A 17,802-nucleotide genomic window follows, 5' to 3' on the forward strand; every position below is an offset into this window, starting at 1 on the left:
GAAAGAGGAGGTCCGAAAGATGGATAAACTATATATTGGATTACTAGGTTTAGGGACAGTAGGGGGAGGGACGGCAGAAATTATCCTCCAACACCAGGAGAAGATGCAAGCTATCCTCGGTAAGGAAGTTGTTGTGAAGACGGCCTTGGTGAAGTCTGTGGATGAAGTCACTGGAGACTTAGCTGAACAAATTCCTCTAACAGAATCGCTGGATGACATCCTAAATGATCCTGAGATTGCAATTGTGGCAGAATTGATGGGGGGAATTGATTTCCCTAAACACTGCATTGAAGCAGCCCTTAATGCCGGCAAGCATGTGGTGACAGCGAATAAAGACTTGATCGCTGTCCATGGGGCAAGCCTCAGCCACTTAGCCCAGGAAAAAGGCCTCGATCTTTATTACGAAGCGGCGGTTGCTGGGGGAATTCCCATTCTCCGTGCCCTATCTAATTCGCTTGTGGCTGATGAATTGGTCCAAGTGCGGGGAATTCTCAATGGAACCACGAATTATATCCTCAGCCGGATGACCCAAGAGGGGGCAGACTATGCAAAGGTTTTAAAGGATGCCCAAGAACTTGGCTTCGCAGAAGCTGACCCAACAGCTGATGTCGAAGGTCTGGATGCAGGCCGTAAGGTAGTTATTCTGACTAAGATGGCTTTTGGAGCAGAGATTAGCCTAGATGACCTTCCTATTCAAGGGATTAGTCAAATTAAACAAGCTGATATCCAAGTAGCTAAGCAGCTCGGTTATATCATCAAATTATTAGGTTCGACCTCTTGCCAGGATGGCCAGGTCTATGCTGAAGTAGCGCCTACCCTTGTTCCTAATAGCCATCCTCTAGCTACGGTTAATGCAGAAATGAATGCTGTTTATACGGTTGGCCAAGCTAGTGGGGAATTGATGTTCTATGGTGCGGGGGCTGGCGCCTTACCAACAGGCTCTGCCGTCGTGGCTGATATTATTGCGATTGGTCGCAACATGAATGAAAGCACAGTTGGCGCACCTTTTGCCCGTTTTAACCGGGAAAGCACTTGGTCAAAGGCCAAGGATGTAACAGGACGGGCCTTCTTCCGCTTTAAATTGGTCAACCAAACCGGCGCTTTTGCCCGTTTGACGGAACTTTTTGCCAAGGCAAATATCAGCCTTGCCCATGTCCTTCAACTGCCTAGCGACAGTGAAGAAGCTGAGGTAGTTGTGGTGACGGATTTGATGACTATGGAAGAGAAGGCATATTTGCTTGAACTCGTAGAGGAAGCTGACCAGATGGCATGCGCTGCTTCTTATAATGTCTTAGACTAGAGGAGGCGGACGATGACACGTTTACTTGTACCTGCGACGTCAGCTAACCTGGGCCCTGGTTTTGATTCAATTGGTGTAGCGGTCAGCCTCTACTTAACCATGGATGTGTTAGAGCCAGCTGATGCTTGGTGGATTGACCATGACTTGGGCGATGACATTCCTCACGGTGAGGACAACCTGATCATCCAAACCATCCAAAAATTGGCCCCAGAAGTGCCTGCCCATAAACTCGCTATGCATTCCGATATTCCTTCAGCGCGAGGCCTAGGATCAAGTTCTAGCGCTATTATTGCAGGGATTGAATTAGCCGACCGTTTAGGACAAAAAGGCTGGTCAGAAGAAGAGAAGATTAATATGGCCAATGCGATTGAAGGGCACCCGGATAATGTGGCGCCTGCCTTGGCAGGAGGCTTAGTGATAGGGGTGGCCCTGGAAGCCGACCGGGTCTTATGGACCAAGCATACCTTCCCCCACATTGCCTTTGTGGTGACCATTCCTAATAAGCAGCTCCTGACTAGTCAGGCAAGGGCTGTCCTCCCCAAGCAATTGGACTTCGCCCAAGCTGTGAGAGCCAATGGTATCGGCAATGTCCTAGCTAGTAAGCTAGCTGTCGGCGAATTGGAAGAAGCTGGCCATCTTATGGAGATGGACCTCTTGCATGAGACCTACCGTAGCCCCTTGGTTCCTGAACTTAAGCAAGTGCGCCAAAGCTTAGACGGACAGGCTGGTGTTTATGGCACTTACTTAAGTGGCGCTGGGCCAACTATCATGACCCTGGCCCATAAGGAAAATGCTGAAGACTTAGCTGACATACTCAGCCATGATATCCAAGATGCTCAGATTCGTGTACTGGACCTCGACGAAGAGGGCGCACGCTGGCTAGATTAAATGAAAAAAGGCAGCCCGCAGAAAATTTGCGGGCTGCCTTTTTAATCGCCTATTAAGTTTTACTTTAGATATTTAGCGGCAGCTTGGTCGAGGATGAAGAGGGCATTGGGGTGGTTTTGAAGGACGCTGGCTGGCACTTCTTCAGTCACTGGCCCTTCTAATGCCGCTTGGACGATTTTGGATTTTTCTTCACCGAAGGCCATAAGGATAACTTTGTCCGCCTTCATAATGCTCGCAATCCCCATGCTCAAAGCCTGGGTGGGGACCTCGTCAATGCTATCGAAGAAGCGTTGGTTAGCTTCGATGGTCGACTGAGTGAGGTCAACTAGGCGGGTTAGACTATCGAAAGGTGATCCAGGTTCATTGAAGCCAATGTGGCCATTGTGACCGATGCCTAGGATTTGGACCTGGATGGGGTTTTGGTCAATAATGGCTTCATAGGCCTTAACTTCCGCTTGAGGGTTATCTGTACTACCGTCAGGAAGGTAGGAGGCGCGGAATGGCTTGGCAGCAAAAAGTTCTTTTTGCATGAAATAATGGTAGGATTGGGGATGGTCAGCCGGTAGACCATAGTATTCATCCAGGTTGATTGAAGTGGCCTGGCTGAAATCAAGATCAGATTCTCTAAGTAACTGGTAGAGTTTTTCTGGCGTTGAGCCGGTTGCTAAGCCAAAGACGGTCTGCGGATTAGTGCTGAGCTCTTCCTTAAAAAGCTCAAATACGGCTTGTGAGGCACTTTCTTTGTCGGCATATACTTGGTAGGGCATGTCTAAGTCCTTCTTTCTATTTTAAGCTTTAGGACTATTTTACCATGAATGCCGGTGAAAAAACTTTCATTCTTTAATTAAAAGAAATTTAGCGGACTGAAAGAGTCTTGAATTTCTAGGGGGACAGAGTAAAATAAAGGTCAGTAATAAGCTCTGCCATGTGATAAGTGATTGGGGCAGATATGAGAAAGGAATGAACAGAGATGTCAGAAATTTACAAGGCCAAGCGGGTGATCCTCAGCCAGGAAGACCTAAGTGATGCCTATGTTGAAGTAGCAGACGGCAAATTTGTTGGCATTTACACCGAACTTGAGGAGGGGCGGGATTATGTGGATCTAGGGGAAGTTACCCTGGCACCAGGCCTCTTTGACCTCCATATCCATGGCTTCTTGGGCCATGATGTAATGGACGCAGATCCCCAAGGCCTGGCAGCGATTGCGGAAGGCTTATTGTCTTGTGGGGTCACTTCTTGGTTGCCAACAACCCTGACTGCACCAACGGAAGAGCTCAACCAAGTCTGCCAGATGATTGGTGATACAGCACCTCACTTAAGTGGAGCCAAGGTCCAAGGAATTTTCCTAGAAGGTCCTTTTTTTACCGAGAAATACAAGGGCGCACAGAACCCCAATTACATGTTAGATCCAGAAATTGACCAGCTGAAAAATTGGCGGCAACTTTCCAAGGGCTTAGTTAACCGGATCGGGATTGCGCCAGAACGTGAAGGGGCAGTTGACTTTGTCAAAGCTGCCAAAGATCTGGGCGTCCATGTCGGCTTAGGCCACTCTAATGCGAGCTATGACCAGGCCAAGGCCTGCCATGAAGCGGGGGCTGACTTCTTTGTCCACACCTACAATGGTATGTCTGGTCTCCACCACCGCGAACCGGGTATGGTGGGAGCAGCGCTCAGCTTCAAGGAGGTCTATGCTGAACTCATCTGTGACGGTTACCATGTCCATCCGCGCGCTGCTCAAATTCTAGTCGACCAACGTGGGCCAAAAGAAAGCCTCCTCGTGACCGACTGCATGCGAGCAGGGGGCTTAGCAGATGGGCCTTCCAAGCTAGGTGAGTTTGAAGTCATCGTTAAAGATGGAGCTGCCCGCTTGAAGGAGGGCGGTAACTTAGCTGGTTCCATCCTAGAATTAAAGACAGCTGTCAAGCATGTGGTGGAATGGGGCTTAGCGTCGGTCTCCGAAGCTGTCCGGATGGCTTCCTATTACCCAACCAAATCGCTAGGTTTGGAAAATGTCTGTGGTCAAATTAAGCCTGGCCTGGATGCGGACTTCATTATTCTGGACGAAAACTTGGATCTTAAAGCCACCTATCTCAAAGGGGAATGCCGCTACCAAGCCTAGCCTGGCCGCCCTAAAAAGGAGCTCATTTATGATCACTTGCCTGCTTTGTCTCGTCCTCGTCTTCGCTTTTCTCTATATTTATCGAAAGGTCAACCAGCGTCTCTACCGAGCTGAACTGGCTGAGGACTTGGTATTTGACCTCGGACCCCGGGCTTACCGGCAGGCGGTCCAGGTGCGGGGGCAAGATCGGACCAAGCCCCTTATCTTATGGGTTCACGGAGGGCCAGGTCTCCCTAATCCGGCGCTTACTTATAGCTACCAGAAAGCATTGGAAGACGATTTTATTATCTGCTACTGGACCCAGGCTGGTTCAGGGCGGTCTTACTACCTTAATCCGGACCGCTATCAGGAGGGCCCCAGCTACCAGGAATTGGAAGCGAGCCTGGATGACTTAGTCGATAAACTTTGCCAGCGTTACGGTAAGGAGAGGCTGATCTTGGTCGGCCATTCTTTTGGGTCCATCTTGGGCCTAGGCTATGCCAAGGCCCATCCAGGCAAGCTCTTAGCCTATGTGGGGATCAGTCAGATTACGGACATGATTGCCGGTAATTTCCTCATCTTGGATATGGCTGAGGGGGTCATCAACCGTCTTGGTGACCGCCAGGCCCTGGCTTCCTTGACTAAGGCCAAGCGAGCTACCCGCCATGCCCTCCAGTCTCGCTATATTGAAGCAAAGAATTATCTTAAGGTGGAGCGCTTGGCCCAAGATTATCTGCGGACGATTCCCTGGAAGGCCCAAGCAAAGGTTGTTTGGCAAGTTCTCAGCTCACCTGATCTAAGCTGGGCCGACCTGCGTTGGTATGGGCTTATGGCCTGCCAAGGGACGCGCTTTACCCAGATTCAAGCTGACCTGATGGAAGAGGCCCAGCGTATGGACTTATCAGCTATCGATCGCTTGGAGGTCCCTCTGCTCCTAGTCTCAGGATCCCTGGACTGGCAAGCCCCCCTAGACCAAGTCTTTGACTTCTTTGACCAAGTCCAAGCTCCCCAGAAGGCTTTCCGTATTATCCCTGGAGCCGGCCACAGCCCTTTCCTCTCGCATAAGAAGCTCTTTAGCCAGTGCCTGAAGGATTATTTATACTATCATTTGAAAGATTGAGGCTGAAATTTTCAGCCTCTTTTTACATAATTTTCTTTTGGTTTGGCGAGATAAATGATTGATGGTGACCATAATTGACCAGTTAAGGGTATTAATATCAAAAAAAGTGATCGAATATGATCGAAAATGATTGAAACGATCCTTCGAACATGGTATTCTATTAATTGAGAGGGGGTGTTGAAAACGCTTGCGACAGAAAGAAGGCAACTCATTGTGGAGATGCTCGAGAAAGAATCCCTAGTCAAGGTAACCAGTCTGGTTGACCAACTCGGGGCTTCTGAGGCGACTATCCGCCGTGACTTATCCACTTTAGAAGATGAAGGGAAGCTAACCCGCGTTCATGGTGGCGCCAGACGGCACTATTCATTGGATAATGAGAAGTCACTCGACGAGAAATTGACCCAACATATTGAAGAGAAGGAAGCGATTGCCAAGGCAGCGGCTAACTTAGTTCAAGACAAGGATATTATTTATTTAGATGCTGGGACAACCACCCTACAGATGGTTCCCCATTTAGCGGGCCTCGATATTTTGGTGGTTACCAATGGAATTGAACAAGCCATGGCTTTGAATGCTTTAGCCATCGATACGATTATGTTGGGCGGTAATCTGAAGAAAAATACGCGGGCTGTCGTCGGTTCCCAAGCTTTTCAGCAACTTGCGAATTATCACTTTAACAAGGTCTTCATGGGGATCAATGCTATCCACCCCGATTTTGGCATGACGACTCCAGATATCGAGGAGGCTAATATTAAGCAAGAGGCGATCAGCCAAGGCGGCCAGGTGTATTTCCTCGCTGACAGCAGCAAATTGGACAAGATGTCTTTTGCCAAGGTGGCCGATGCGGACACAGGAATTGTGATAACGAGTGAGCTGAGCCCTGAGCTCAAGCAACAATGCAGCGAACAAATTAATTTAAGAGAGGTGAAGGGATGATTTATACAATTACTTTTAATCCGGCCGTCGACATGGTCTACCAGCTCGATCAATTAGTTGAAGGCGGATTGAATCGCTCAGCTGAAGAAAGTTATGTCGCTGGGGGTAAAGGGGTTAATGCGTCCATTCTTTTACGACGTTTAGGCCACGAGAACCGAGCAACGGGCTTTCTAGGCGGCTTTACCGGTCAGTTCATTAAAGACGAACTCCAGGCTGAAGGAATCGACCCCTACTTTATCGAGGTCGATGGCTTTACCCGGATTAATGCGAAGATCAATACCCGTCAAGCAACGGCAACAGAGGTTAACGGCGAAGGCCCTCAAATTCCACAAGCAAAACGCGCGGAACTTGCAGCCTTCTTCCAACAAGAACTCCAGGCCGGTGATGTGGTCTTCTTAATGGGCAACAAGGCACCTGGGATGACAGCCGATGACTTTAAGCAAATTGCCGATATTTGCTTGGACAAGGGCGCCCGTTTTGTCTTAGATACTAACCGCGATCTCTTGCGTGCCTGCCTCGCTTCTAAGCCATTCATTATTAAGCCGAATAATGAAGAGTTGAGTGAAATTTTCAATGTCAAGATTGAAAGTGTTGAAGACATCATCTACTATGCTAAGAAGCTTCAAGAGGAAGGCGCAGAGAATGTGCTGGTTTCCTTAGGGGCTAAGGGTGCCCTCCTGGTAGCAGCTAATGGGGAAGTTTACCAGTCTGACGTACCGAATGGTCAAGTGGTCAACCCAACTGGTGCCGGGGATTCCATGCTGGCTGGCTTTATGGCCAAGTATCTGGAAACAGAAGACTATGCCCAAAGCTTGCAACAAGGTGCGGCCTCTGGATCTGCCACCACTTATTCCGCAGGGATTGCAACAGCCGACAAAGTTTATGCACTTTACCAAGAAATTAATGTCAAAGAAATTAAATAGAAGCATTTGAGGGGAGTTATTTATGGCATTAGCAGATTTATTTATCCAAGACGCAATGGACTTGGACTTACAGACAACAACGAAGACCGACACGCTCAAGCACCTGGCAGAAAAATTTGCCCAAGCTGGCGGCGTGACCAATGTCGATGAGTATGTGGCGAAATTAGAGGCCCGCGAAGAAATGTCAACCACTGGGGTGGGCGATGAGATCGCGATTCCGCATGCCCAACATCCTTCCATTAAGCAAGCAGCGGTTATCTTTGGCCGCAGCAAGGAAGGGATCGAATGGGAATCTATGGACGGGCAACCGGCTAAATTAATCTTCATGATTGCAGCACCTGAAGGCGAAGGCAATGAACACTTACAAGCCCTCTCTAAATTATCTGGTGTCTTGATGAAACCGGAAGCCAAGGCAGCCTTACTTGAAGCTGAAACGACTACCGATGTGGTTGCTATCATGGACCAATTTGATCCGGATAAGGAAGAAGAGGCTGAAGAAGAAGAGGAAGTGGAAGCAGCACCAGCTGTTGCTGACGATGATGTTTACATCTTAGCTGTCACCGCCTGCCCAACCGGGATTGCCCACACCTATATGGCTGAAGAAAAGCTCAAACAAGCGGCTGAAAAAGCTGGCTACAAGATCAAAGTTGAAACCAATGGCCAGGGTGGGGTCAACCACCGCTTGACCAAGGCGGATATCGATGCAGCCACAGCTATTATTGTAGCTGCTGACCGTAAAGTAGAAATTAATCGCTTCGATGGTAAACCTGTCATCTTCCGTAAGGTAGCGGATGGGATTAACATGGCAGATGAATTGATTCGTCAAGCAGCAGAAGGGGAAGCGAAGACCTTCCATGCTAGTGAATCCGCCCATGAGGAAGAGGAAGATTCAAGTAATGAATCACTGGGCCGTCAAATCTACAAACACTTGATGAATGGGGTTTCCCACATGTTGCCATTTGTCGTGGCAGGGGGGATGTTAATTGCTATTTCCTTCTTCTGGGGCATTAATTCCGCTAACCCAGCAGACCCAAGCTTTAATGAGATTGCCCACTTCTTAAATACCCTAGGTAGTTTAGCCTTTGCCATGATGCTTCCAGTCTTGGCTGGTTTTATCGGGCAATCCATCGCTGATACGCCAGGTTTAGTTGTAGGGGCTATGGGGGGCGTCTTTGCCAATCCAGGAATCTTGACTGCCTTTAACCAAGAAGGCTACTTCGCCAATGCAGCGCCATCTGGCTTCTTGGGTGCTTTAGTTGCCGGTTTCTTAGCTGGTGGAATTATTTGGCTCTTGAAGAAAGCCTTTGCTTGGTTGCCTAAGTCCTTGGAAGGGATGAAACCAATCTTCATCTACCCACTCTTCGGTGTCCTGCTCATGGGCTTAGCTATGTTCTTTGTTGTCAATACCCCAATGGGCATGATCATGGATGCCTTAACCAATGGCCTGGCTTCCATTCCTAGTGAACTCGGCGTCGTTCTCGGCTTCATCGTCGGTGCCATGATGTCTATTGACATGGGTGGTCCTTTAAACAAGGCAGCCTATGTGACTGGTACAGCTTTAGTTACCCAAGCCAACGGGGCAGGTTCAGATGTTATGGCTGCTGTTATGGTCGGTGGGATGGTACCACCAATGGCCATCGCCATCTCTGCTACCCTAAACCGTAACTTATGGCCAGAAGCCCAACGCAACTCTGCTATGGTTAACTATGTGATGGGGGCAGCCTTCATTACCGAAGGGGCCATTCCTTTTGCAGCCTCTAATCCAGTCCGCGTAATTCCTTCACTAGCTATTGGTGCTGGTGTGGCTGGTGCCTTGAGCATGTTCTTTGGCTGTGTCAGCTATGTGCCACACGGTGGGATCTTTGCCGTATTAACCAATGGGGTAACCCACCCTGTTCAATATGTGATTGCTTGGTTGGTTGGTTCTGTAGTGGGAGCTCTACTCTTAAACTTCTTCCTCAAACGCGACCAAAAAGCTAAGTAATTCCTATAGGTTTTTAAGCAAATCTATAGTACAATAAGTATGTAAACGCATTAACAAGCTTTTAACTAAGGAGGACCTATGACCTTACAATTAACAGGTATTGCAGCAAGTGATGGGATCGCAATTGCTAAGGCCTATTCACTGGCTGAACCAGACCTAAGTTTTGAAGAAAAAACGATTGAAGATGCCAAAGCTGAACAAGCGCGCTTTGAAGAGGCTCGTTTAGAGGCTCGTCAAGAGATTGAAAAAGTTTACGAATCAGCTCTGGAAAATGTTGGCCCTGAGGCAGCAGCTGTTTTTGATGCTCACTTACAGATGATCGATGACCCTGAATTTAACGGTCAGATCACAGCTAAGATTGAAAGCGACAAAGTTAACGCTGAAGCAGCTCTACGCCAAGTGGCAGATTTCTTTATCCAAACTTTTGAAGCAATGGTGGATAACGCCTATATGCAAGAACGGGCAGCTGACGTGCGTGATGTTTCTAACCGGATCCTAGCTAAGTTATTAGGGGTGAACATCCCCAATGCAGCGACGATCGATGAAGAAGCCATTGTGATCGCCCGCGACTTAACTCCAAGTGATACGGCCCAATTGAACAAGCAATACGTGCTCGGTTTTGCGACCGATATTGGGGGCCGGACTTCTCACTCCGCGATTATGGCCCGCTCTTTAGAAATTCCTGCTGTCGTAGGGACGGCTAAGATTTCCCAATCCGTAAATGATGGCGATATCGTTGTCATTGACGGTTTAGACGGGGAAGTTATTGTTAACCCGACTGAAGAAGAGCTTGCCACTTACCGTGAAAAGGCGGCTGCTTTTGAAGAAAAACGCAAGCAATGGGCACTCCTAAAAGATGCTGAAACCGTAACGAAAGACGGTCAACATTTTGAACTCTGCGCTAATATTGGGACCCCTAAGGATGTGGACGGGGCCCTCAATAATGGGGCAGAAGGGATCGGCCTCTACCGGACAGAATTCCTCTATATGGATTCTGATGAGATGCCAACAGAAGAAGCCCAGTATGAATCCTACAAGAAAGTCCTGGAAGCTATGGGCGACAAGGCGGTTGTGATCCGGACTATGGATATCGGTGGCGATAAGGAATTGCCTTACATGGACCTGCCTGAAGAGATGAACCCCTTCTTGGGCTACCGGGCCATTCGGATTGCCCTCGACCAAAAGGACCTCTTCCGCACCCAACTTCGGGCCTTGCTCCGTGCTTCAGCACACGGCCACTTGAAGATCATGTTCCCAATGATTGCTAGCCTGCAAGAGTTCCGTGAAGCTAAATCCTTCCTAGAAGAAGTGCGCCAAGAACTTGAAGGGGAAGGCCATGAAGTGGCTTCAGATATTGAAGTCGGTATCATGATTGAAATTCCTGCAGCAGCTGTGCTTGCTGATCAGTTCGCTAAGGAAGTCGACTTCTTCTCTATCGGGACCAATGACTTGATCCAATACACTATGGCAGCAGACCGGATGAATGAGCATGTGTCTTATCTCTACCAACCCTACAACCCATCTGTCCTTCGTCTGATTAAGCATGTGATTGATTCATCACATAAAGAAGGTAAATGGACCGGGATGTGTGGGGAAATGGCTGGCGACCAAATCGCTGCCCCATTGCTCGTTGGTATGGGCTTGGATGAATTCTCCATGTCTGCTTCAAGCATCCTGAGAACCAAGGCCTTGATGGCGGAATTAGATACTAAGGAAATGGCAGCTTTAGCTGATAAAGCCTTAAATGAAGCTACAACAGCAGATGAAGTTGTGGCTCTGGTCAAGCAAGCCGTTAAAATTGATTAAGTAGCGCCAAAGCGCGAAGAGAGTGTGACAAAAGTCGATCAGGCCTGAACCACTGGAACGAACTATGGGAAATCGTTGGTAAACGATTGGACATAGTTCGTGAAGTGGATGTCAGGCCTGACTTTTGGAACACGTTTTTGAAAAATGTTCGCTTTTTTAAAAGAGGCCGGAACTTTTGTCCCAGTCTCTTTTTTCTTATACATATTGTTCCAAGCTTGCAGCTAGGGCTTGGAATGTGGTAGGATTAAATGATGATTGAAGCAATGAATGCTAGGCTTTAGCTTTGATAGAAAGGATGCCAGTCCATGCCAGCTTTGGAATATCGATTAATCAAAAAAGAAAAACACACGGGGGCCCGTTTGGGGGAAATTAAGACTCCTCATGGCGTTATTGAAACGCCTATCTTTATGCCAGTAGGTACTTTGGCCACCGTGAAGAGCTTGTCACCGGAAGAATTAAAGGCCATGAATGCTCAGATTATTCTCTCCAATACCTACCATCTCTGGTTAAGACCAGGTGATGATATTGTTAAGGAGGCAGGTGGCCTCCATCAATTTATGAATTGGGACCGGCCAATTTTAACGGATTCCGGTGGCTTCCAAGTTTTTTCTTTGAGCGACAGTCGGAAATTGACCGAAGAAGGGGCCCACTTTAAGAGCCACTTGGATGGACGTAAGCTCTTCTTGAGCCCTGAAAAAGCGATTGAAATCGAAAATAATTTGGGCGCAGACATTATCATGTCCTTGGATGAGTGTCCAGACTTTAACCATGACTATGACTATGTTAAGCACAGCATTGACCGGACGACGCGCTGGGCTGAACGGGGGCTCAAGGCCCATCAGAGACCAGATGACCAGGCTCTCTTTGGGATTCTCCAGGGAGCAGGTTATAAGGACCTGCGCCTCCAGCACGCTAAGGATATGATCAGTCTGGACTTCCCAGGTTATTCTATTGGTGGCTTATCGGTTGGGGAATCCAAGGACGAGATGTACCAAGTCCTCGATTATCTGACCCCCGTCATGCCTGAACACAAACCCCGTTACCTGATGGGGGTAGGGAGCCCAGATGCCTTAATTGAAGGTGTTATTCGTGGGGTCGATATGTTTGACTGCGTCTTGGCGACGCGGATTGCGCGGAATGGGACCTGCATGACTAGCCAAGGGCGTTTGGTGGTTAAGAATGCCCCTTATCAGAGGGACTTTAACCCCATCGATCCAAACTGTTCTTGCTATACCTGCCAGAACTTTAGCCGGGCCTATGTCCGCCACCTCTTTAAGGCGGATGAGACATTCGGTCTGCGCCTAACTTCTATCCATAACCTCCACTTCCTCTTAGATCTCATGGCCCAGGTCCGCCAAGCAATCCGTGATGACAATCTTTTAGATTTTAAGGAAGAATTCTTCGAAGCATACGGCCTAAATACTAAAAATCCTAAAAACTTTTAGGAATTAAAGGGCTAATTAGCCTCTTAGGAGACGAGCTATGTTAGAATAGACGTATTAACGGTATTTACTTTTGAAAGGAGCGACTAATTAGAATGAATTCATACTATATTGCAGCATCTGGCGGAGGCTTAATGAGTCTCTTGTTATACTTTATTGTTTTTGGTGGGATTATGTACTTTTTAATGATCCGTCCACAGAAAAAACGCCAAGAGCAGCATAAGGACATGTTATCCTCTATGGGCGTCGGTGACCATGCGGTAACGATCGGCGGCCTTCATGGTGTCATCTATGAGATCGATGAAGTGAAGAACACCATTACCTTAGATTGTGAAGGGGTCCTGCTCGTATTCGAACGTTCAGCGATTGCTCGGACACAGAAGGCGGATCCAGCAGGGACTGAAGCGGCTAATGCAGCTATTTCTAATGCTGCTGAGGCTCAAGCTGCTGAAGAAGCAGAAGAAGAAACAGTCCAAACTCAGGAAGCCGACCAAGTAGAAGAAAAGGATGGACTTGAAGTGCGCGAAGGTCAAGCGGATCCTCAAGACGAGGAATAGGGAAACATGCCACTAGCGGAAGCGATCGCACTTAGTGACTGGGAACGCTTCTGGCTGAAAGCAGCCTTTGAGCGTAAGGCCAAGCAATTTCAAGAAGAAGGCTATCCAGAGATTAGGAGTCAGGATATTGAAGCCTACTTTACGACTTATGCCTGGAAGAAGGAGAAACCCAAACGTATTCGTCAGAAACGCCAAGCTGTGAACGCGCTCACAGCCAATGACTACTTCGATTACGCCTATCTGGAAGCGTCCACACTGTCGGTTCCTAAGCTTGATGATATGGATATCTCTAATCTTTTATAGTCGGAAACAGGATGCCAGAAGGAAGCTTTTGCCAGCTGGTTATCCTGTTTTTTTCTTGGTTAAATTTCAAGACGGAGGAAATTTCTATCATTCTGAAAATTATTAATTTCATGTATAATAGAGGTTAGATAATTTATGGGCTTGGCCAAGTTGAACCAGATCAAATGAGGGAGTGAATGAAGGTCTTATGTCTAGAAGTAAAGATGATTACATGAAAGCAATCTACCAATTGAAGGGTGATGAGCGTAATATCTCCAATAAGGAAATTAGTCAAGCGCTCCATGTCTCAGCTGCTTCCGTCACTGAGATGTTGAACAAGCTGCAGGCTGAAGGCTATCTTGTCTATGTTCCCTACCAGGGCGTTCGTTTAACGGAGGAAGGAAGCTATTTTGCCTCGCAGATTATTCGCCGCCACCGGCTCTGGGAAGTTTTCTTACACGATGAATTGCGTTACCCTTGGGATGAAGTCCACCCCGAAGCCGAAGTCTTAGAGCACTATGTTTCGGATGACTTCATCAACCGCTTAGAGGCCTATCTGGGTTATCCAAAGTACTGTCCTCATGGTGGTGCGATTCCTGACCAAGCAGGGCATTCAGAACACGAAGCCATGGAGGCCTTGGCAAATATTCACTTAGGGACTTCCTTTATCGTGCGCCGGGTGGTAGATGATGACCAGCTCCTGGCCTATTTGGATGAACATGGCCTGCGCATGAATAAAGCTTATGAACTCGTTGACCGGGAAGCCTATAGTAATGACCTGGTCCTGAAAGATTTAGACCAAGGCCAGAGCTTACGTTTAAATGCTGGCGCGAGTCAAAATATATTTGTGGAAGTCAGCGTGTGATAAAAATCGCTTAGGCCTGAACCATTGGAGCCTACTATGGAACTGGATGTCAGGACTGCTTTTTGGAACAGCTTTTTGCTAAAAAGTTCCTTAGTCAAAAAAGAGGCCGAAGTTTTTAAGTCTAGGGAGAATGGAGGGCTAGTATGCGGACGATTGGGATTCTAGAATTTGAGGAACCCAAAATTGAAGCCAAAAGAAAAATTTTACACGTCGACATGGATGCCTTCTATGCTTCCATCGAGCAGCGGGATGAACCCAGCTACCGCGGTAAGCCCTTAGTGATTGCCCGCCATCCCAAAGAGAATAGCGGTAAGGGAGTGGTCGCAACAGCCAGCTATGAAGCACGTAAATTTGGCATTCATTCGGCCATGAGTGCGGCAGAAGCCTACCGACTATGTCCTCAGGCGATTTTTGTTCCTGCCCGTCATGCTTATTACCGGGAGGTTTCAGCCCAAGTCCGGGAAATCTTTGCCCGCTATACGGATTTAATTGAGCCCTTGTCCATTGACGAGGCCTTCCTAGATGTGACGGAGAATAAGCTCAACCAGCCCTATGCTATGTATTTGGCCCGTGATATCCAAGAAAGTATCTACCAGGAGCTCCGATTGACAGCCAGTATCGGTGTTTCTTATAACAAGTTCTTAGCTAAACTCGCTTCAGATTATCGGAAGCCGGGGGGGATGACGGTAATTACGCCCAAGCGAGCGCTGGCCTTTTTGGACCAGCTGCCCGTCGATGACTTCTATGGCATCGGCAAGAAGTCAGCTGAGCGTCTCCATGAGCGAGGGGTTCATAAGGGAAGCGATTTGCGGGCCTTGAGTCAGGAAGAATGCCTGGAAATTTTTGGGAAGCTTGGCTTGCGGATCTACGAACGGGTCCGGGGCGTTGACGACCGGCCAGTCCGGGTCAAGCGCCAACGCAAGTCAATTAGTAAGGAAACCACACTCTATCCCTTCCTCTATCATGAAGATGAGGTTCGCCAGCAGCTCCAGCGACTAGCAGCTGAGGTCAGTCAATCGGCAGAAGATAAAGGGCTCCACGGCCAGGTGGTCACCCTCAAATTCCGTTACCCAGACTTTGCTACTATGACCAGGCAGCGGTCTTTGCAGACGCCTATCTATGATGCGGAGGAGATCGCCTTCCACGCCGAAGATTTATGGGAGGAATTTGGCCAAGTTGACCAGGGCATCCGCCTCTTGGGGGTCGGTTTGTCTGAACTTACTGCTCAAGATTTTGAAAATCTGAGCCTGCCCCTTAAGCCGCCAACTCCAGACTATCAAGCAGAAACAAAGGAGAAGAAAGATGACGACTAAGCATGAGCAAATATTGAATTATATCCGCGATTTACCAATTGATACGAAGATTTCCGTGCGGCGTATTGCTCGTGATTTGAAGGTATCCGATGGTACCGCCTATCGGGCCATCAAAGAGGCCGAAAATCAAAATCTCGTCCGGACTGTCGAACGGGTTGGTACGGTTCGGATTGAACCCTATGATTACGACCAAACCAAGCGCTTGACCATCCGTGAAATTGTCCGCTTAACTGATTGTACCGTCCATGGGGGCGAGCGGGGACTGGATGGCGAAATCACCAAATTCATTATTGGTGCCATGCAAGAGGAAGCCGTGATGACCTATCTGAGACCTGAAGCCCTGATGATTGTTGGGGACCGGGAAGATATCCAACGAGTGGCCCTAGAGCACGGAATGGCCGTCCTGATTACCGGGGGCTTCCAACCCTCCCAAGCCAATATCGACCTGGCCAACCAGAAGCAGATCCCTATCATGAGTGTGGCTTTTGACACCTATTCCACAGCGACAGTCATTAATAAGGCCATGATTGAGCGGGCTATCCAGCAAGATATTGTCTTAGTTGAAGACATCTTTATTCCTTTTGAGAAGACCTTTTATCTTTTTACCGATAGCCATGTGGTTGACTATCGTAAGCTCAATGAGAAAACCCGCCACAGTCGTTTTCCAGTGGTTAATAAGAATTATGAATTGCAGGGGATTGTAACAGCTAAGGACTTGCTCGGGAAGGAAGACCGGGAAGTTATTGAATCTTGTATGACCGCTGACCCCTTGGTGGCCAAGCTCTCTATGAGTGTGGTCAGTGTGACCCATATGATGGTCTGGGACGGCTTGGAACTCCTACCTGTAGTGGACGACAATAACCATCTTCTGGGTATCGTTTCCCGCCAGGATGTTTTACGGACCTTGGAATATAAGCAGCACCATGTCAACCGCAATAGCCGGCTCGAATCCATGCTTGAAGAGAAGCTTGAGTGTCTCGATGACAGCCTCGATAGTCCCCGCTACCGGATGCTTTCAGATGCGACCATGTCTAACCAATTAGGCACCCTTTCAACAGGACTCTTGCTTGGGGTGATCCAATTAGTCGTTGAAAAATACTTTGCTGATGTTGTCCAAAAGACCGCCATCATTGAAAGTGTCCACTTCCTCAATTTGCGCTTAGTGCAATTGAATAGTACACTGGAAATCCATCCCCGCGTCCTGACCTTGGGCCGACGCCATGCTTATGTTGAAGTCCATGTCTATCATGGGCAACAATTGATGGCCAAGGCCACTCTGACCATGCAAATTCCCTTGGATATGAAGGAGTAGATCATTTATGGAAGAAATTTTACAAGCCATTGCTGCTTACGATACGGTGATTATCCACCGCCACCAGCGCCCCGACCCTGATGCTTTAGGCTCCCAGCTCGGCTTAAAGGCTGTCTTGGAAGCGACTTATCCTGACAAAAAAATCTATGCAGTTGGGCAAACGGAGCCTTCCTTAGCTCAATTTGCGGCTATGGACCAGGTGGATGATGAGACCTTTAATCAGGCCCTAGTGATTGTTAATGACACAGCCAATACGGCTCGTATCGATGATGACCGCTATAGCTCTGGCGAACGCTTGGTCAAAGTTGACCACCATCCCAATAATGAACCCTATGGTGATCTCTCTTATGTGGATACCACAGCGAGCTCTTGCTCAGAAATATGGGCGCGGACGGTCTTAGACCCACAAAATGCTTTAAAAATGACGGCTCGAGCTGCTCAGAATTTCTTCTTAGGGATCGTAGGAGATACCGGACGTTTCCTCTTCGACAACACAAGTCCTGAAACCTTAGCTATAGCAGGTAAACTTTTGGCCTTTGACTTCCCGGCCAGTCAATTGATGCAGGCCTCCATGGAGATTACGCCTGGTCAAGCCCGGCTCCAAGCCTATGTCCTCGACCATACACAAAGAAGTCAAGATGGTCTCGTTGTCAGTGTCAGCCTGAGCCAGGCCACTCTTAGCGAACTTGGTTTAAGCGAAGCGGAGAGCCACAGCATTGTGCAAATGCCTGGACAAATCAAAGGCGTTCTGGCCTGGGTGGTTTTCGTCGAACAAGCTGATGGCACTTACCGCTGCCGAATTCGCTCGAAGGGTCCGACCATTAATACGGTAGCCCAGGCCTTTGATGGTGGCGGCCATCCCAAAGCCAGTGGGGCGAGCATCCCTTCAGCTGCAGATCAGGATAAAGTCGTCCAAGCCCTCCATGATGCTGCCCAGACTTACCAGGACCAGCTAGGCCAAGCTTAGCCCGAGTGA

16 protein-coding genes are annotated in these 17,802 nt (G+C 48.3%); 15 read left to right on the plus strand and 1 reads right to left on the minus strand.

From position 1 onward, the window contains the following. Positions 1-19 precede the first annotated feature (19 nt). A complete protein-coding gene (locus tag AWM72_RS07385; RefSeq protein WP_067975599.1) occupies positions 20-1,300 on the plus strand; it encodes a homoserine dehydrogenase in 1,281 nt (426 codons plus the stop codon). Positions 1,301-1,312: 12 nt separating this feature from the next. Continuing rightward, positions 1,313-2,188, plus strand: coding sequence for a homoserine kinase (gene thrB / locus AWM72_RS07390; protein WP_067975602.1), 876 nt, complete (start codon positions 1,313-1,315; stop codon positions 2,186-2,188). A gap of 59 nt (positions 2,189-2,247) precedes the next feature. On the opposite strand, the gene AWM72_RS07395 is transcribed toward thrB, so the two are convergent. Next, complete coding sequence (locus AWM72_RS07395) at positions 2,248-2,955, minus strand: glucosamine-6-phosphate deaminase (RefSeq protein WP_067975605.1); 708 nt, start codon at positions 2,953-2,955, stop codon at positions 2,248-2,250. A 203-nt stretch (positions 2,956-3,158) separates the two neighbouring features. Between AWM72_RS07395 and nagA the strand changes: the two genes are divergently transcribed. The 13 genes from nagA (at position 3,159) to AWM72_RS07460 (ending at position 17,793) form a co-directional block, all read left to right on the plus strand. Next, the gene (gene nagA, locus AWM72_RS07400) at positions 3,159-4,307 is read left to right on the plus strand and encodes an N-acetylglucosamine-6-phosphate deacetylase (protein ID WP_067975607.1); all 1,149 of its coding nucleotides are present in this window, start codon (positions 3,159-3,161) and stop codon (positions 4,305-4,307) included. Between the two features lie 28 nt (positions 4,308-4,335). Next, positions 4,336-5,406, plus strand: a complete 1,071-nt coding sequence (locus AWM72_RS07405; RefSeq protein ID WP_067975611.1) for an alpha/beta fold hydrolase — start codon at positions 4,336-4,338, stop codon at positions 5,404-5,406. A gap of 174 nt (positions 5,407-5,580) precedes the next feature. Continuing rightward, entirely contained in the window at positions 5,581-6,342 is a 762-nt protein-coding gene (locus tag AWM72_RS07410) for a DeoR/GlpR family DNA-binding transcription regulator (protein WP_256364773.1), read from the plus strand. Beyond that, positions 6,339-7,265, plus strand: a complete 927-nt coding sequence (gene pfkB / locus AWM72_RS07415; protein WP_067975618.1) for a 1-phosphofructokinase — start codon at positions 6,339-6,341, stop codon at positions 7,263-7,265. The genes AWM72_RS07410 and pfkB overlap by 4 nt, the downstream gene beginning before the upstream one ends. A gap of 22 nt (positions 7,266-7,287) precedes the next feature. Then, a complete protein-coding gene (locus AWM72_RS07420) occupies positions 7,288-9,249 on the plus strand; it encodes a PTS fructose transporter subunit IIABC (RefSeq protein WP_067975621.1) in 1,962 nt (653 codons plus the stop codon). 78 nt (positions 9,250-9,327) lie between these two features. Then, positions 9,328-11,055, plus strand: a complete 1,728-nt coding sequence (ptsP, locus tag AWM72_RS07425) for a phosphoenolpyruvate--protein phosphotransferase (protein ID WP_067975624.1) — start codon at positions 9,328-9,330, stop codon at positions 11,053-11,055. Positions 11,056-11,360: 305 nt separating this feature from the next. Continuing rightward, positions 11,361-12,500 (plus strand): tRNA guanosine(34) transglycosylase Tgt, encoded by a 1,140-nt coding sequence (gene tgt / locus AWM72_RS07430; RefSeq protein WP_067975627.1) that lies wholly within the window; start codon positions 11,361-11,363, stop codon positions 12,498-12,500. A 92-nt stretch (positions 12,501-12,592) separates the two neighbouring features. Further along, positions 12,593-13,054 (plus strand): preprotein translocase subunit YajC, encoded by a 462-nt coding sequence (gene yajC / locus AWM72_RS07435; protein ID WP_070485780.1) that lies wholly within the window; start codon positions 12,593-12,595, stop codon positions 13,052-13,054. A gap of 6 nt (positions 13,055-13,060) precedes the next feature. Next, complete coding sequence (locus AWM72_RS07440) at positions 13,061-13,357, plus strand: post-transcriptional regulator (RefSeq protein ID WP_067975630.1); 297 nt, start codon at positions 13,061-13,063, stop codon at positions 13,355-13,357. A gap of 187 nt (positions 13,358-13,544) precedes the next feature. After that, positions 13,545-14,201 (plus strand): metal-dependent transcriptional regulator, encoded by a 657-nt coding sequence (locus AWM72_RS07445; protein ID WP_070485782.1) that lies wholly within the window; start codon positions 13,545-13,547, stop codon positions 14,199-14,201. 143 nt (positions 14,202-14,344) lie between these two features. Next, positions 14,345-15,514, plus strand: a complete 1,170-nt coding sequence (gene dinB, locus AWM72_RS07450) for a DNA polymerase IV (RefSeq protein WP_067975637.1) — start codon at positions 14,345-14,347, stop codon at positions 15,512-15,514. Next, positions 15,504-16,826, plus strand: a complete 1,323-nt coding sequence (locus tag AWM72_RS07455; RefSeq protein WP_067975640.1) for a DRTGG domain-containing protein — start codon at positions 15,504-15,506, stop codon at positions 16,824-16,826. Before dinB ends, AWM72_RS07455 begins: the two co-directional genes overlap by 11 nt. 7 nt (positions 16,827-16,833) lie before the next feature. Further along, positions 16,834-17,793, plus strand: coding sequence for a DHH family phosphoesterase (locus AWM72_RS07460; RefSeq protein ID WP_067975644.1), 960 nt, complete (start codon positions 16,834-16,836; stop codon positions 17,791-17,793). The last annotated feature ends 9 nt before the right edge of the window (positions 17,794-17,802 follow it).

The sequence above is a fragment of the Aerococcus sanguinicola genome, assembly GCF_001543145.1.
Lineage (GTDB): Bacteria > Bacillota > Bacilli > Lactobacillales > Aerococcaceae > Aerococcus > Aerococcus sanguinicola.